Source organism: Bacillus cereus group sp. N12, from assembly GCF_016483575.1.
GTDB classification, from domain to species: Bacteria; Bacillota; Bacilli; order Bacillales; family Bacillaceae_G; genus Bacillus_A; species Bacillus_A toyonensis.
This window is the reverse complement of the sequence record NZ_JAEHBO010000074.1, coordinates 9429-27946: the sequence shown is the minus strand read 5'-3', so window position 1 is coordinate 27946 and position 18518 is coordinate 9429. Positions and strand designations below refer to the sequence as shown.

Below are 18518 nucleotides of genomic sequence, written 5' to 3'. Positions count from 1 at the left end.
AGCGAGCAGTATCGGTATACGTGCTGGGGAAAAGATTACAGGAAATGAATCTTATTATTTACCAGTAGGTATTAAGAAGGGGGAAAATAAATGATTAATTTTTTACTATATTTAGCAGTATCACTCGCACTTTTATGTATAGGTTTGTTCCTTATGGAAGTGACAACGAAAGTGAAAGAATTTAAGTTAATGGCTCAGGGTAACAAAGCGGTCAGTTATGTACTTGGAGGAAGGGTACTCGGGCTAGCTATCGTTTTATATTCAACGGCCGCTAATTCCATTTCACTTTTGGATATGGTTTCGTGGGGAGCGGTTGGTATTTTGGCCCAAATTATTGTTTATTATTTAGCTGAGTGGCTTACACCACGCTTTAATATAAATAAAAGCCTTGAAGAAGATAATCAAGCAGTCGGCCTGTTTCTTATGTTTTTATCACTTTCAATTGGTATTGTAATTGCTGGTTGTGTAACTTACTAAAAACTTACGTTTTATACGTAAGTTTTTTTCGTTCGCTAACTTGTACTATATATGAGAAAATAGGCTAACAACAGAGAGGGCTTTTCTGTAATAAGGAAAAGTTTCCATACAAAGTGTTGACATCTATTTTAAATAAGAGTAACATTTTCTATGTAATTAAAATAAGTCTCTGTTAGGTGAGGCTCCTGTATAGAGAAATGCTACTGCCCAAAAATGTCGAGAGACGCCAATGGGTCAACAGGAATGATCGAATTAAGGTTTTTCTTAACGTAGCTGGTAATGAACCTATGCTATACAGTGCTAAAACTCGGCGAGGGAGAGGTCCGTAGATTTCTAATTATATTAGGAATCGTTTATTTGTGTATGCAATGACCTTTGCTCTCTTATGAGTAAGGGTCTTTTTTGTTACCAATCTATGAGTCATTTCATAATATAAACTATAAAAATAAACGAGGAGGTGAGGAGCATGTCAAATTCTGACTCGGTTCCGTTACCCATATACTTCAAATCAAAAATATATGATGTAGGCAGGAAACGACTTGTTCCTCCCTCTATATTTATCATAATGTAGCGTTTATATACATAATTAAGCGCTAGACACTTTCACGGTAAAGTGGATAAATTGAGAAACAAAGCGTTTCTTCCTATGTTGTAAAGGAGGAGACGATAATATGTTATATGTAAACAAAACTGTGGGTAACACGTCATATAAACAAAGTAAAAAATCAATGAAAGAACAAACAATGCTTCAAAAAAATAAAGATTTATTAATTGAAATTGCAACAAGAGATGTAAAATCTGTATTTGCGTATTTTAAAACAACAAGAGACGGATTATCTATGAAAGAGGCGCAAAAACGTATTCAAGTATACGGTCGAAATGAATTGACTTCAAAAAGAGCGCGTATTGCAGAAGTAATAATGAAGTTAAGTGGAATGATTCCAGGTTTTTCAAAACAACATGTGCGTGATCAATTGCAATGTGAAACAATTACTGTGTCTAGAGTAGAATGTGCTAGTAGTACAGGGCTAAATAACGAACTGAAAATGATGAAGTTACCAGTACAAGAACTTGTACCAGGAGATATGATTTTTCTTTCAGAAGGTGATATAGTACCGGCAGATGTACGTATCATTTATGCAAATGATTTATTGGTAAATGAATCTGTGTTGACAGGGAACGATGCAAATGTTGAGAAATTTGAAAGTTGCTACCACCTTGAACGTAAAAGATTTATTCCATTAAAACGGATGAAAGACTATAATCCACTTGAACTTGAAAATGTATGTTTTAAAGGTACTAATATTATTGGTGGAAATGCAAAGGCTGTAGTTGTTTCAACAGGTAAAAATACGTATTCAGGAATACTTCATACTTGTTGCAGTAGAACGTCTTAATGTGTTAATGATGCTAAATATATAAAAACAATGTATAATAGACAAAGTTGAAAAAACGTAGAATGGTAATCTATTTATATAACCTTACGTGATAACGTGAGGTTATTATTTTTTGTTAGTAGGAGAGGAATTATGAAAAAAGTATTATTAGTTGATGGTATGGCACTATTATTTCGTGCTTTTTACGCAACAAGTGTCTACGGACAATTTATGAAACGACAAGATGGTACCCCGACGAACGGGATTCATGGTTATATGAAGCATTTATTAACAGCAACACAAGCAATCGAACCAACGCACATTGTAACGTGCTGGGATATGGGAAGTACGACATTTAGAACGGAATCTTTCTCGAATTATAAAGCAAATCGTGCAGCACCGCCAGAAGAATTAATTCCGCAATTTGATTTAGTGCAAGAAATGACTGCGAAATTATCTATGCCTGTAATAGGCATGAAAGGTTATGAAGCGGATGATTGTATTGGTACGCTTGCAAAACAATATTGCAATGAAGCAGAAGTTTATGTTTTGACAGGTGATACAGATTTACTTCAACTTGTTGATACGAATGTTACAGTTATGCTTCTTCGTAAAGGAATTGGAAATTACGAGTATTACACACCGGAAAAAATCATGGAAGAGAAAGGTGTAGAACCTTGGCAAATTGTCCATGCGAAAGCTTTCATGGGAGATACGAGTGATAACTATCCAGGCGTAAAAGGTATTGGTGAAAAAACAGCGTATAAGCTTATTCAAGAATACGGCACAGTATCGGCAGTACTAGAAAATATAGCATCATTAACGAAAGCGCAGCGTACAAAAATTGAAAGTGATTTAGAGAATTTAAATATCTCTTTACAATTAGCGCAAATTCATTGTGAAGTTCCAATTTCATGTTCGTTAGAAGAAGGGTTACACACAATGGACGAAGAAAAACTACGCTTTGTATGTAACGAAATGAATTGGGGAAGACCTGAAATATTAATAAACATGTTATAAATACTAGAAAGACCGATTTAGAATGAATCGGTCTTTCTTTTTTTGTTCACAAAGTTGTCAGAAAATAAACGGAATTTTCATGTGAAGTTCAAATGGATTTCACAACAATCAATTATTATAAGTCTACACAGATAAATCCTTATCCCGCATTAACGGGCGGTGGGACTTCTATATCAATATTATCGCTGAATAAAGAGTGATGATGGAAGAGTAACTCCCTGTAAAGGCCCGATTGATGTAGGCTAATAATTAGTGAGGGTACATCCTTTCATTGATTAAAGTTTCAAGTTATCTTTTATATAAACCATCCCCCAAGGAGGAAAATAAACATGCGAAAAAAAGTGAGAAAATCCTTTAAACAATTATTAATAGAAAATAAACAATCCCTACTAACTAATAAAGAGAATATGAAAGAAATTGAAGAACGGATTGAGAAACGACATGTAGCATATAGTGCTGCTAGCAATTGATAATTTTGTTTATGAAAAAAGCTTGTAGGTTGGATATTATCCGAACTACAAGCTTTTTCTTTTTGATTAACGCCACCAAATCCAAGTCCAAAAGTAATTTCGTATATTTCGAGGAGTAATGCGTATGAAACGTTCACCGTCAAAGAAACAATTAAAATTTGGTAGTGTTTCATCTGGATTTTCTGGAATAAAGGTGACGATGTTTTCGTTACTTGTAACGGTTACTGTAATTGGTGGATCGGTAGGCGAGATTTGAAGTTGTAAAGAAACGTTTGCTGTGTTTTTAAATTCATTATGAATAGGTGGACTTATCACTTGTACTGTGAATAACACGATAATTGTTTCGTTCGGTTCCAAATTAGTAGCGACTAGGAAACCGATATTCGGGTTCGCTAATGGCGAGCGTTCCCCATTAATGAAGACAGTGCCGTTTATAAATTGTAAACCTGCTGGAATGGTGTCTTGTAACGAGATATTTGAAAGTGAAATCTCGGAAGTATTCGTAATACGCACCGTGTAATCAAAATATTGATTTAAATAAGCTGAGCTGACGGAAGCGTTTTTCGTGACTGTCGCAGTAATAAATTGAACAGGTATACGAACAATATTCGAATTAACAATGAAAGTAATAATCGGATCCTGTGGTGTTAATTGAAAAGCGGCTGTAACGGTTGCAAAATTGATAATCGTACTGTTTGAAGGAATAGAAGTTACGAGAACTTGGAATGTTATAGTTGCTACTGCATCTGCAGACAAAGAACCGATATTTATACCAGTGTCTGGACGAACATTTGGAACCGGAGTACCGTTAATTGTTACGCTGTTTTCTATAAATGTTGTACCAGCTGGAATCGTATCTGAAACGGAAGTACTTACTGTAGGAATTGGTGAATGATTAAATATTTCTAATGTGAATGTAATAATATCTCCTATAACGACAGTAGATTTGTCAGCGTTTTTCTCGATGCTCACCATTGGATCAACGATCGTGATTGTCACGGTGTTTGTTTGCTTTGTAATTGTAATAGGTGGTTCATTCGGATCAATGGTAACAGTATAGGAAACAGAAGCATCATTATTGATTACAGATTGGGTAGTTGAAGAAGATATTGTTACTTGGAATGTGATAATAGCAGATTCATTAGGAGCAAGGTTTCCTAACATAATACCGTTTTCGGGATTCGCATTAGGTTGATTAATTCCGTTAATCGTAACACTGCTAGTAACGAAGGCTGTATCTATTGGTACGGTATCTATGGCAAGAAGATCTTCAATCGTTACATTTCCACTATTAGTAATCGTAATAGTATACGTTAAAGTTTGACCAGGTAAGGCATTCGTGACATCAGCAGATTTTATAGCAATAACATTATCATTTTGGACAGTTGTTGTGACAGTATTTGTTGTAGTCGTATTTGTAACAGGTAAGTTATTTGGGTTGACTATATAGTTAAAAGTAGTAATTGCTTCGTTGTTGAGTTCATTTGGTGTTGGGATAGAAGTCACAGAAACTTGGAATGAAGCGATAGCATCTCCACCAACAATTATAGTACCAATTGGTATGCCGCTTACTGGATTTACTCCTAGAAGCGTTTCTCCGTTTACAATGACGCTATTTTCTATAAACGTAGTACCTTGAGGAATAATATCTTGAATGATTACATCATTTGTTGCAACATTACCGGTTTGATTTAGGGTAATCGTATACGTTAACGTATCACCAACCGTTGCAAATGCAAGGTCAACAGCTTTATTACTATTCAAATTCGCGTGATTAATTTCTGTTGCGGCAGCTGATGAAATAATAGTTTCGGTAATAGGTGGTCGATCTGGTACCGTGTATTCATATTGAATTGTACTCGTGTTAGAGATTGGATTTGTTTGCGGAATCGAAGTAATCCGTACTTGGAATAGAACAGTTGCTGTCGTATTAGGCGGAATGTTATCAATTTGTATACCGTTAAGTGGATTATCATTTGGACGAGCGTTGCCATTCACAATAACACTATTCTCTATAAAGCTCGTATTTGCTGGGATGATATCTGTAACAATAATGTTTTCCACTTGTATATTCCCATTATTGGTGATGGAAATTGTATAAGGGATGATAGTTTGTAGGTCAGCATATTGGATAGGTGTTGTTTTTGTTGCAATTACATTTGCAGAAATAACTTCAGTGAAGGTAATATTACTACTTGATATTTGTTCTTCACCATTTATTGTATAACGAGAAGTTGCTTGATTTTGAACATGGCCACTAGCTGGAAGAGCTACCACAGTAACGGAAAATGTGACTGTGATCGTAACGTTAGGAGCAATCGTGCCTACAAGTATACCGTTACTTGGATTGGCATTAAGCTGCGGAATGTTATTTACTAAAACGCTACCGTCTATAAAGGTTGTTCCATCAGGGATATTGTCTGTAAATACAACAGCAGTAGCATCCGTATTCCCTGTATTCGTTAAAGTTGTTGTATAAGTTAAAATGTCACCAATCGTTACAGAAGTCAAATCAACAGTTTTTAGTGAAACGATATCAGCATCATTAATTTGAACGAAAGTAGTATTGGAAGTAGTAGATTTTTGAATTGGTGCAAAGTCAGGATTGAAAATAAAGTCGTAGACGATGTTTGCAGTATTAGGTGTTGGATTTACAGCAGGTAAATTCGTAACGGAAACTTGGAATGTTATTGTTGTCGATTGACTTGACGCAATATTAGGAATAGAAAAACCGATATTTGGATCTGCTGCAGGAAATACAGTGTTGTTAACTATTACACTTCCCGGAATAAAGACTGTTCCATCTTCTATCGTATCTGTAAAAAAGATGGAGTTAGTTGTAGTGGATCCGTTATTTTGAATGAGTACTGTATATGCAATGGTTTCATCAATATTAGCTAATACTGTATTAGCGGATTTTGTAGCGATAAGAATAACATCAATAAATTGTATATTTGTAGTATTGGAAGAGGTCGTTTCTGAAATTGGTGGTAAGCTTGGGTCTAGTTGATACTCATAGTGAATGACGGCGATATTATTAATGTTATTTTGTGGTGGTATAGAGACTACGCTTACTTGGAACGTAACAATAATCGTATTATTTGGAAGAATTATATCAAGATTGATACCGGTAATTGGATTTTCGTTAGGTCTTGGTACGCCATCTACAAGGATGCTATTTGGAACGAATGTGGTGCCAGCAGCAATTGCGTCAAGTAGAAGCGTATTTATAATAGGTATTGTACCAGCGTTTGTAACTGCGACTGTATATGTGATGATTTGACCGATACGTGTAATGGATCTATTGGCGGATTTAATGGCACTAACATTTGCTGTCCGTACTTCAGTATTTACTGCATTTGATAACGATCTACGCTGAATAATTGGAGAACTAGGGTCAATTTGGTATTCGTACGAAGTGTCTGAAATATTAATGACTGTATTGCCCTCTGATATATTTGTAAGTTGTACTTGGAATGAAATAGTGACTGTTTCATTTGGTTGTATCGTGCCTAGAACTACTCCGTTTTCAGGATTAGCGCCAGGCTGAGTTACATTATTTATTGCTAAGCTATCTTCAATGAATATAGTACCTTCTGGAATGTTATCAATGAACACGGTATTGTTAGCCGGAACGGTTCCTATATTTTGTAGTGTATTTGTGTAGGTAATAATTTGCCCGATTGATATGAAATTTACATCCGCGCTTTTAACAGAAATAATATTTGCATTTTGAAGTGATGTTGTAACAATGTTAGAATTTGCAGAGCGATTTACTGGTGGGGCTGTAGGAATACTTACATATTGGTAAGTTGCTGAAGATTGATTTGCAATTTCGGTTTCAGTAGGTGGATTATTTGTTTGCACTTGAAATAGTATCGTTTTGGAACTGTTTGCTGGAATTGTTCCAATCGGTATTCCGTTTTCAGGATTTACACCTGGCTGCAGGACACCGTTAATTGTGACACTATCGGGAACGAATGTAGTCCCGGCTGGAATAGAATCTGTGAAAATAATATTTATTGCATCAACATTACCGATGTTTTTCACTTCAGAAATATAAAGGATAGTTCCACCGATATCTACAGTTATTGGATTGGACGTTTTTGTAATTGTCAATTGTGCTTGCACGAAATTTGTAATGACAATATTACTTGTAGATGTTTCAGTAATAGGTGGTTGCCCTGGGTCTGGTTGGATTGTATATGTTGTATTAGATTGATTTGTAATCGATTCTTGCGAGAATGGATCGTTAATAAGAATTTGGAACGCAATAAGGTGAGTAGCGTTTGCTGCTAGGGTAGGCAAAGTAACACCTACATTTGGATTGGCACCAAGTATAGCTGTTCCGTTAAGTGTAAAACTATTTTCTACGAATGTGGTACCTTCTGGAATAGTATCTGAAAATATGAGATTCGTAGCTGGAATATTTCCGGTATTTTCTAGTGTTATCGTGTAGGTTAAAATGTCGCCAGTTGTTGCTTGTTGTGCATTGACTGCTTTTAAAGAAAGAACATTCGCATCTGAAATTTGTGTGAAAGCTGGATTCGAAGTAATTGTTCGAGAGATGATAGGAGCAGTTGGATCGGCGATAAAAGTATAGTCAATACGGGCTATATTAGAAATTGGATTCACGCTTGGAATAGATTGAACGATAACTTGGAATGTGACGGTGACAATTTCTGACGACGCGATGGAGTTTAATGGTATTCCTACGTTTGGATCGGCACCTGGAACTGAGATGTTATTAATGGTCACGCTATTCGGAATAAATGCAGTACCTTCTGGGACTAAATCTGTTAAAGTAACTGTATTTGCAGTTGTATTTCCGTTATTTTGAACAACTATTGTGTAAGTGATTGTACCGTTAGTAGATTGTACGAGAGAATCTGTATTTTTAATTGCGGATAATGATGCATCAACGACAGCTGTAGTCACCGTATTAGATGAGGATGTTGCTGTAACTGGAGGTTGACTCGGATCGACAATATACGTGTAATTTGTAAGTGCTTGATTTATTATTGCCCCTTGCGGTGGAATAGAACTTGCAAGAAATTGGAACGTAATAGTAGCAGAATCACCTGGTGCGATAATACCAACTGGAATGCCGAGAGTTGGACTTGCATCTGGAAGTGAAATCCCGTTAAGCGTAACACTATTTGGAACAAATAATGCCCCTTCAGGAATTCCATTAATGAGTAATACAGAATTTGCAGGAAAGTTTCCAGTGTTTGTTAATGTTGCAGTGTACGTAATTATATCTCCAATAGATACGATTGTTCGATTTGCTTCTAAAATCGTTGTAACAGTAGCGTTATTAATTTGTGTAGAAGCACTATTAGAAGTTACTGTGCCTGTAACAGGAGGAGAGGCCGGATCAACAATGAATGCGAATTGAATAGATGCAACGTTTGTAATTGGATTTGAAGGTGGAGTAGATGTAACTATGACTTGGAAAGTAACGGTTAAGGAACTGTTCGTACTAACGGTTCCGATGTTAACTCCGTTATTTGGATTTGCACCTGGAATGGTACTTCCATTTACAGCAAAACTATTTTCAACAAAGGTCGTTCCTGCTGGAAGTAGGTCTGAGAAATTTACATTCGTAGCGTTCGTATTGCCGCTATTTTGAATTAAAACTGTATAAGTGATCGTGTCTCCAATATTCGCAAAGGCTGTACTAGCAGTTTTTACAGCTGAAAGTATTGCTGAATTAATAGAAGTAACGAAGACGTTCGTTTCCACGTTGCCAGGCTGAGCCTGTAATGCATTGCCTACGTTATATTGGAAGTTAACAAATCCTAAGTTTTGGAGTTCGGGTGTGAACGTTGTTGGATTGCTTACGATTTGCACTTGGAATATGATTGTTACAGTTTGATTTGGATTGATTGTATTTATACCAACACCGTCAATAATGGAAGCGGATGAAAATGGAGTGCCATCAACAACAACGGATTCTGCAACAAATTGTGTCCATGTCGGTAAAGGGTCTGAGAAAACAACGTTGTTAGCTGGAATATTGCCTGTGTTCGTAATAGTCGTTGTATACGTAATTGTATCACCGATCGTTGCAAATGCTTTATCTCCTATTTTCATAGTGTTTAAAATAGCACTTTCAATTTTTGTTGTAACATTGTTAGAAGTAATGTTTTTTGAAACTGGAGGATTGGCTGGATTAACGATATGTTGAAAGCTAACGCTAGCTTGATTGGTAATTGGATTTATAGGTGGAATTTCATTGGCATTAATATGAAATGCTACAATGGCAGATTCGTTTGGCGCGATATCACCAATTGGAACGCCTGTAACGATATCCGCATTTGGGATGCTAGTTCCATTAAGTGTAAAACTATTCGGTTCAAAGGAAGTTCCGTCTGGAATAAGATCGGTAAAAATAACATCCGTTGCACTAACATCTCCGCTATTTGTAATTATAACGGTGTAGGTAATATCCTGCCCGATATCTACCGTAGATACATTGGAATTTTTTTGCGCAGTAAGGATAGCGCTATTAATTTGTGTTGTCGTTGTATTAGATTGATTGGAAGTTGTAATAGGTGGCTGGCTAGGATCAACGACATAATGATATGTGGTAGAAGCAGAGTTAGAAATGGGATTAAGTGTTGGAAGTGTAATAACAGTTGCTTGGAATGTAACGATTGCCGTATTACCACCATTAATGGAACCAATATTTACACCAGTTGATAAATCGGCGTTTGGAATGGTTTGCCCATTAACTGTGAAACTATTTGGAACGAAACTTAAATTGCTATCAAGTATATCGATAACGGTAACATCAGTTGCAGCCGCATTCCCAGTATTAGGAAGGTTAAGTGTAAATGTTATTGTATTACCAACATCCGCAAAGGTAAGATCTGCCGTTTTTGTACTTATAATATTTGCATTGTTTATTTGAAGAAGCGTAGTGTTAGAATTAGCTGTACTTGAAGCGGGAGGATTAACAGGATCAACAGTAAACTCATACGTCGTTGATGCTGTATTTGGTGCTGGGTTACTAAGGGGAATACTATTTACTTTAACTTGAAAGACGATACTATATATTTCATTTGGTGGAAGTGTTGCAAGTAATACACCTGTATTTGGATTCGCGTTAGGTTGTAAAACGCCATCGACAGTTAATGTGTTAGGAACAAATGTGAGTCCACTTGGTAATACATCTGTGAATACTATATTCGTTGCATCCGTATTTCCTATATTCGAAATAGAAGTAGTGTAAAAAGTAGTTTGCCCGATATCTGCAAAGGATACACTTTCATTCTTCGTCATAGATAATATGGCTTCCTTAATTTGTGTTGAAACAGGATTACTAATTGAAATTTCTGCATCAGGTGGTGAGACTAATTGATACGATGTTGATGAGAAATTTACAATTGGGTTTTTGGTTGGTAATGATGTTACAGTAACTTGGAACGAAACTGTTACTGTAGTCCCGGCTGTTATTGTCCCAATATTCACACCGTTCGATGGATCCGCCCCACTTTGAGGAACTCCATTAATAGAAAATGTGTTTGCAATAAATGTAGTGACGCTTGGCACGGTATCTGTAAATATAACATTTTGTGCGGATGAGTTTCCATTGTTTGTTAAAACGACAGTATAAGTGAGTGTGTCTCCAATACGACTAAAGGATTTATCGACTTGTTTTAATGAAAGAATGTTAGCTGTATTAATCGTAGTAAACACTGTGTTTGAAGTAACATTTCTTGAAACAATTGGTGCATTTGGATCAGCTATAAATGTGTAAGAAGCAGTAGCGGAATTGGCAATAGGATTTTGAACAGGGGTAGAAGTAGCGGCCACTTGAAATGCTATAGATATTGAACTGTTAGGGGCAATTGATCCAATCGTTATGCCGGTATTAGGATTGAGCCCGATTTGTGTGATACCACCTATTGTAACGCTATCAGTAATAAACGTTGTACCATTTGGTATAAGATCAGTGAAAGTGATATTAGTAGCACTTGTATTACCGGTATTTGTCAAAAGTGTCGTATAGGTGATGGTACCACCTAGTGTTACAAGTGTTTGATCTACAGATTTCACCATCGTTATCATAGCATCTAGTACAGGGTTTGTAGCAATATTCGTTGAAGCAGAAGTGGTAACAGGAGTTCCGTTTGGATCAACAGTATAAGAATATAAAATGGTATCATTACCCATAATTGAACTGGAAGGGGGAACAGAAAGAACAGTTACTTGGAAAGTAACGGTTACGGTTTCACCAGGAGCGATATTGGTTATATTTACTCCAAGTGCTGGTTGCACACCAGATTGCTGAACCCCATTTATTGTGACTGAGTTTGGTATAAAGGTAGTGTTAGCTGGAATTGCGCTCGTGAACGTTATATTCGTTGCTACCGTATTTCCTGTATTTGTAATAGTAGTTGTATACGTAATCGTATCTCCAACAGAAATGATAGATTTATCAGCACTTTTTTTGGTTGTTAATATCGCACTATTAATTGTTGTCGAAACAGCATTAGATATATTCGTTTGTGTTACGGCAGGTTGGCTAGGATCGACTACATGTGCAAATTGTACAGAACTAAAATTAGAAATTGGATTTATACTTGGAATGTTTGTAACAAGTACGTTGAGAGCAATAATGGCCGTTCCACTTGGATTTATATTTCCAATCTGAATCCCGTTACCTGGATTTCCGATTTGCTGTGTACCAGAATCGTTTGTAAGAGTGCCAGATATGAATGTCGTTCCATCAGGTAAAGTATCCGTGAAAATTATATTTTGTGAAGTGACATTTCCAGGGTTACTTAATGTAATTGTATAAGAAATTGTATCGCCAATCGTAGCGAAAGTTTTATCTACAGATTTGATTGCCACAATTTCCCCAGAATTTATTTGTGTCGAAACAGAATTAGATGTCGTACTTCGTGAAACAAGTGGTAAATTAGGTCCTGTCATAAATTGATAATTAATGGAAGCGCCGTTTACAACCGGTGAGTTTGGTCCGCCTGGTCCAATTGTGAAAATTGGATTTGGAATGCTAACTACTTGCACACGGAAGGTAACGTTTATAAAATCTCCTGCAATAATATCCCCAATCGGTATCCCATTCGCTGGATTTACCCCAGGTAATAAAACTCCGCCTACTCGAACGCTATCTTCTATAAATACTGCGTTATTTGGAATCGGATCTGTAAAAATGATATTCGTAGCAGTTGTGTTTCCTATATTTTCTAATAAAACAGTATACGTTAAAAATGAATTTCCAGGTGCTACGTCAGAAAATAGTCGATCTACACTTTTCTTTGCTTGGATAATCGCTTCGTTAATTTGAACTAAAGTTGGATTACTTGTAGCTGTTTCTGTCACCGGCGGCTGGGTAGGATCAACAATGATTGAGTATGTTGTGCTAGATTGGTTCAACGTTGGGTTAGTAGCTGGAATTGAGCCAACGATAGCTTGAAAGCTAATTGTTGTCGTTCCTCCAACTGGAATTGAGTCTAAAGAAATCCCGCTATCTGGTCTAAATCCAAGTTGTGGGATGGTATTAATTTGTACGCTATCAGGAACGAATGAAAGTTCGGGTGGTAATATATCGATAAAAACAGGTGTGTTTGCGGTAGTATTTCCGCTATTGGTAAGGGTAGTTGTATACGTAATTGTATCTCCAACAGCAGCAAAAGCACTGCTTGCAGTTTTTGTTGCGATAACAGAAGCAGTATTTACTTGTGTAAAAGTTTTATTAGATTTAACTGTTCGTGAAACTGGCGGTTCATTTATATCTACAATAAAGCTATATTGAAGCGATGATTTATTCGGGATTGGATTAGGGTTTGGAAGTGTTGTAATGTTTACTTGAAAACTGAGTGTAACAGATGCATTTGAATTCATGTTACCAATATTGATGCCATTTTGTGGGTTTGCATTAGGAATGGTTGTTCCATTTATCGTAAAACTATTTGGAATAAAAGTTGTTCCATTTGGAATTAAATCTGTAAAAATAACATTGTTTGCGGTAGTATTACCGGAATTAGTAATGGTTGAAGTGAAAGTAAGTGTATCTCCAATAGTAGCAAATGTTGAATTGACAGTTTTGTTTATAGATAGAGTAGCATCAATAATTGGGGTAACCGTCGTATTTGTAATTGTGCTACCAACAGCAGGAGATTGGTTTGGATTCACGGTATATTCATAATTTACAAGAGCATTATTTGTTAATGTGCCACTAGGTGGTATCGCTAAAATTTGTGCTTGAAAAGTAATGAATACAGTATCTCCTGGCGAAATATCTGCCAAGTGAATACCAAGTGATGGATCTAATCCTGGTTGTGGAACATTATTGATAGTTACGGAGTTTTGGATAAATGAAGCTCCTGCGCCAAGCCCATCCGTTAAAACAGTCGCACTAGCAGGGGTATTACCTGTATTTGTTACTGCAATCGTATAGGTAACGATATCACCAATTGCAGCTGTTGGTGTATTCACAGACTTAGTAGCGACAATAGTAGCGTTATTAATTTGAGTTGTTATTACGTTACTTAACGCATTGGCGGATGCTGGAGGTAAGTTAGGATCTACGACGTACTGGTACGTTGTATTGCTTTGATTCGGGATTGGATTTGGATTCGGGATAGAATTTACTTGTACTTGGAACGAGATGATCGTATTGGCATTCGGATTTATTGGGTCGATTGCAATTCCGCTTGCTGGATTGACATTAGGCAGTGTATTCCCGTTTACAGTAACACTATTAGGAATAAACGATGTTCCGTTTGGAATTACATCTGTAAATATTACATTTGATGCAAGTGTGTTCCCGTTATTTGTTAAAGTAGTCGTGTACGTAATAATATCATTTACGTTCGCAAACTGTTTATCTGCAGATTTTGCAGCGGTAATCGTTGCATTATTAATAGTTGTCTGTACAGTGTTAGAAGCAATCATCTGCATTACAACTGGTTTGGATGGATCGTACGTGTATTGGAATGTAGTGCCTGATTGATTTGTAATCGGATTTACAGCAGGGATACTTGGTACGAAAATCTGAAATGAAACGATACGTGATGCATTCGCTCCTATCGTACCGATAAAAATGCCGTTAGCAGGATTTGCATTGGCTATAGGGATATTGTTAATCGTTACAGTATTAGGAATAAAGAGGGTACCCGCTGGAATGATATCTGTAAATGTTACATTAGAAGCAGGGATATTCCCGTTATTCGTTAAAATAGTTGCATATAATATGACATCACCAACATCAGCGAAATTTGTGCTTGTTAGCTTCGTAGCAACAATATTAGCAGTATTAATTTGTGTAGTTACTATATTACTAGTAGCGTTTCTCACAACAGCAGGTAAATTTGGATCGGCGATAAAGCTATATTGAAGTGCAGCGCTGTTTTGAACTGGATTTGGTAAAGGTAAACTATTTGCACTAATTTGGAAGACAATTGTTGTAATACCACCTGCTGGAATAGTACCAACTTGAAGACCAACGCTTGGATCCGCACCTAACTGTAAAGCACCACCTATAAAAATACTATTTGGTACGAGAGTCGTACCAGGAGGAAGTATATCGGTAACAACTACATTATTCGCTGGAGTATTCCCAGGATTAGCTAGGGCAAGTGTATATGTGATTGGTTGCCCAACATCAGCAATAGTTAAATCTACCTGTTTGACAATAACGACATTTGCTAAATTAATTTGTGTACTTACAGTGTTACTTACAGATGTTTCTATTGTTGGTGGATCGCCCGGATTTAAAATAAAGCTATACTGTGTACTAGATGAATTTAATGTTGGATTTTGTGTTGGTAAAGAGGTGACGGTTACTTGATAAGAGACAGTAAGTGAGCTGTTAGCAGGAATGGCAGGTAATGGAACACCTATATTTGGATCTGCGTTATTTTGAAGTACACCATTAATAAGAAAAGTGTTTGGAATAAAGGTAGTACCGTCTGGATTCGTATCTACGAAAGTAGGGCTATCAGCAGAAACACTTCCTGCATTCGTCAAAGTAACAGTATAAGTTAATATATCCCCTACGGTAGCGAACTCTCGATCCACTGTTTTGGCTGAAATGACATTTGCATCGTTTACTTGAGTAAATATAGTGGTTGAAGTAGTGTTCTTACTTACAGGTGAAGTGTTTGGATCAACGATAAAGTTATAGGAGATGGAAGCGCTATTTGAAATAGGGTTTGGATTTGGAATGCTAGTTATTACTACTTGGAATGAAGCTGTAATTGTAGTATTAGCATTGATGATACCAATATTGATGCTAGTTGGTGTAACGCCTGGTTGAGTAACACCGTTAACTATAACGCTATTTGGTACAAAAGCGGTTCCATTCGCAATTGAATCGGATAGTAATACATTGTTCGCTGCAACATTCCCATCGTTAGTAAGAGCGAAGGTGTAAGTTAATACATCGCCAACTTCCGCAAACGTTTTATCTACAGATTTATTAGCATGGAGATTTGCTAGTCTAATTGTTGATGTAACAGAATTAGAATTTGCTGTTTTTGAAGTCGGTGGCAAACTTGGATTTACAGTGTAAATATAAGAGGCGAAAGCGTTATTAATGATAGGGTTTTGTGCAGTAATGTTAATGACTGTTACTTGGAAGGATAAGGTGAAAGTAGCACCGCCGGGAATTGTGCCGATAGGTAAAGCAACGAGAGAATCTACATTTTGTAAAACGCCATTGAGCGTTACAGAACCTAATGTTAAAATCGTTCCATTTGGAAGTGGATCTGTTAGTTGAACGTTATTAGCGGCCGCATTTCCACTGTTTGTAATAAGGATTGTATAACTTATCGTTTCGCCAATTGTGGCAAATTGTTTGTTAGTTGATTTTGTTAATGTTACATTCGCATTGTTAATTTGAGTGGAAACGAGATTAGAAGAAATGTTTTTTGTAACGGGTGATTGGCTAGGGTTGACGGTATATTGGTAAGAAGCGCTTGATCCGTTAGATACGACATTTGACGCGGGTATTGTATTTACAACTACTTGAAATGCAACATTTTTTGTTGTGCCGCTTGGGATGGATCCAATGTTCACGCCGGTAGCGGGATTTGCGCCCACTTGTGTCGTGCCATCTATTGTTAAACTGTTTAGAACAAAAGTTGTTCCAGTAGGAATGATATCTGTAAAAATAACATTGTTCGCATTTGTATTACCTGTACCTGTAAAGGAAACGGTGTACGTTAGTGTATCACCAATATCTGCAAAATTTTTATCTACTGCTTTTGCCATAGTTACAGTAGCGTTATTCACTTGAGTAGATACGATATTGGTCGTATCAGTTCCGCTTACTGCAGGTTGATTTGGTACAGGAATGTATTGATATGTTGTTGTACCACTATTTAATATTGGATTTGTTTGGGGGATAGAAGGAACGAATACTTGAAATGAAATAGTAGTAGTAGAATTTGCGGCAATTGATCCAATTGATATACCATTAGCGGGATTTGCTCCTGCTTGAGTAACTCCGTTCACAGTTACACTCCCTGGAATGAAAGTAGTCCCGCTAGGAATTGGATCCGTATATATAATATTCGTTGCAGCGATATTTCCTATATTAGCTAAGGCAATACTGTAAGTTAATGTTTCACCAATATCGGTAAAAAGTTTGTTAACTGATTTTGTTCCATTAATATCTGCGAGGTTAATTTGTGTTCCAGCAGAGTTGCTTGTTGCAAGACCATTAAAGGTTGTTCCTCCGGCGATGGGTGTATATTGAAATGTAATATTAGCAGTGTTAGAGATAGGATTTTGACTTGGAAGAGAAACGACAGTAGCTTGGAAAGTTACTGTGCGAGAAGTACCATTATTAATTGTTCCAAGAGATATACCAGCTGCAGGATTTGCATTTGTTTGTGGTACGTTATCTACTGTTACAGTGCCGGGTATAAAAGAAGTACCGTTAGGTAGACTATCTATAAAAATAGCGTTATTGGCAGGAAGAAGTCCGGTGTTAGGGATAGTAACTGTATAAGTGAGAATATCTCCAATTGCAGCAACACTTTTATTTACGCTTTTCGTTGCTTGTATATTTGGGGAGTTTATATTAATTTGTAAGCCGACTGTATTTAACATATATGCATCTCCGTTAGTAGTTAAACGGATTGCGGCGGATACTTGTGAGTTTGTTAAATAAGAGGAAATGTCAATGGAAGTAATGTCCCAGCCCTGTCTTCCAGCGGAGATGTTTGTACCTGTAGAAGCACTTTGATTTCGCGTTCCAAATGTCCCAGTTGTATCTAAGTTTCCTGCAGCATTATTAACTTGAGAGCCGAAGAAATTATTTATAGCATTGTTTGGTCCAGATAAAGCATTTAATGAACTGAAATTTGGTCCGAATAAAGCTTGATCCCCGGTTAAATCAGCATCTCCTTCGGTAGAGCTTAAAAATAACCGCCCGCTTACAGGTCCTCCTGAAGGTGTTAAAAATCCTGAAACAGAAACATCGGCACTACCAGTTTCTGCAGAAACACGGTTACCAGCTACGTAAATGGTTAAGTTTCTTGCAGGTAATGTCCCATTTTGATAAGCGACAATAAGCGTCCATCCAGCCGAATTGATTGTTCCATTAGAAGCATCTATAGGATCTACAAGTCCAGGGACAGAACCTGTTGTATAAGATCCAGATCCAGCGGCTTGAACGAGTGACGTTACATCTGCTGATCGTGTATAAAATCCAAATGTGACAGATCCAGAAACGAAAGTTTGATTTGAAGCTGTAACAGCTGAAGGGGTAATGGAGTATGTTGACACAGGTGTTGTGAAAGAAACTGGATTTCCTAATACACTCGTAATGTTTTGATCACGAGATAAATAGTTTCCACCCCAAACGAGTTCTGCGTAAAGAATCGTACTGCCAGCAGGGATATTTAAAATAGCGGTAGAACTATTTTGTGTATAGTTTAATGTTGTACCAGCAGGAAAAGTAGTTACTTGTAAAGCAGTATTCGTAGTTGCGAATGCACCAATTGCCCCGATTGTACCAGCACGGTTTTGGTTACTAATTTTACTTAAGCCTAAAGTGTTTCCTGTAATAGCGAGTGCGCCGTTAGTGGTGGTAGAAAATCGATTCGTAATGGGCATGTTGTCACCTCATTTACAATATAGTCTTGGTCAAAATAGGATATGTGTGTGACAAATAAAGGGAAACATGTACAAG

General features: G+C 36.9%; 5 protein-coding genes and 1 riboswitch. Of the genes, 4 read left to right on the top strand and 1 reads right to left on the bottom strand.

Going from position 1 to position 18518, the window contains the following annotated elements:
- Positions 1-90: 90 nt before the first annotated feature.
- From JDS92_RS24245 to JDS92_RS24230, 4 genes are all read left to right on the top strand, one after another.
- Positions 91-477 carry a DUF350 domain-containing protein gene (locus tag JDS92_RS24245; RefSeq protein WP_000606849.1) on the top strand — a complete coding sequence of 129 codons (387 nt, stop codon included), beginning with the start codon at positions 91-93 and terminating at the stop codon, positions 475-477.
- 161 nt (positions 478-638) lie between these two features.
- Positions 639-804, top strand: a riboswitch (M-box (ykoK) riboswitch).
- 344 nt (positions 805-1148) lie between these two features.
- Positions 1149-1874: a P-type ATPase actuator domain-containing protein gene (locus tag JDS92_RS24240; protein ID WP_000967618.1), complete on the top strand. Its 726-nt coding sequence runs from the start codon at positions 1149-1151 to the stop codon at positions 1872-1874.
- A gap of 132 nt (positions 1875-2006) precedes the next feature.
- Entirely contained in the window at positions 2007-2873 is an 867-nt protein-coding gene (locus tag JDS92_RS24235; protein ID WP_000757079.1) for a 5'-3' exonuclease, read from the top strand.
- Positions 2874-3202: 329 nt separating this feature from the next.
- Positions 3203-3343 (top strand): FbpB family small basic protein, encoded by a 141-nt coding sequence (locus tag JDS92_RS24230; protein WP_001228051.1) that lies wholly within the window; start codon positions 3203-3205, stop codon positions 3341-3343.
- Positions 3344-3409: 66 nt separating this feature from the next.
- On the opposite strand, the gene JDS92_RS24225 is transcribed toward JDS92_RS24230, so the two are convergent.
- Positions 3410-18442, bottom strand: coding sequence for a DUF11 domain-containing protein (locus tag JDS92_RS24225; RefSeq protein ID WP_199632639.1), 15033 nt, complete (start codon positions 18440-18442; stop codon positions 3410-3412).
- Positions 18443-18518: the final 76 nt, after the last annotated feature.

What these genes read in the sequence shown, in the direction of transcription:
- JDS92_RS24245 (WP_000606849.1), top strand. Translation starts at nt 91, where the DNA reads ATGATTAATTTTTTACTATATTTAGCAGTATCACTCGCACTTTTATGT.
- JDS92_RS24240 (WP_000967618.1), top strand. Translation starts at nt 1,149, where the DNA reads ATGTTATATGTAAACAAAACTGTGGGTAACACGTCATATAAACAAAGT.
- JDS92_RS24235 (WP_000757079.1), top strand. Translation starts at nt 2,007, where the DNA reads ATGAAAAAAGTATTATTAGTTGATGGTATGGCACTATTATTTCGTGCT.
- JDS92_RS24230 (WP_001228051.1), top strand. Translation starts at nt 3,203, where the DNA reads ATGCGAAAAAAAGTGAGAAAATCCTTTAAACAATTATTAATAGAAAAT.
- JDS92_RS24225 (WP_199632639.1), bottom strand. Translation starts at nt 18,442, where the DNA reads ATGCCCATTACGAATCGATTTTCTACCACCACTAACGGCGCACTCGCT.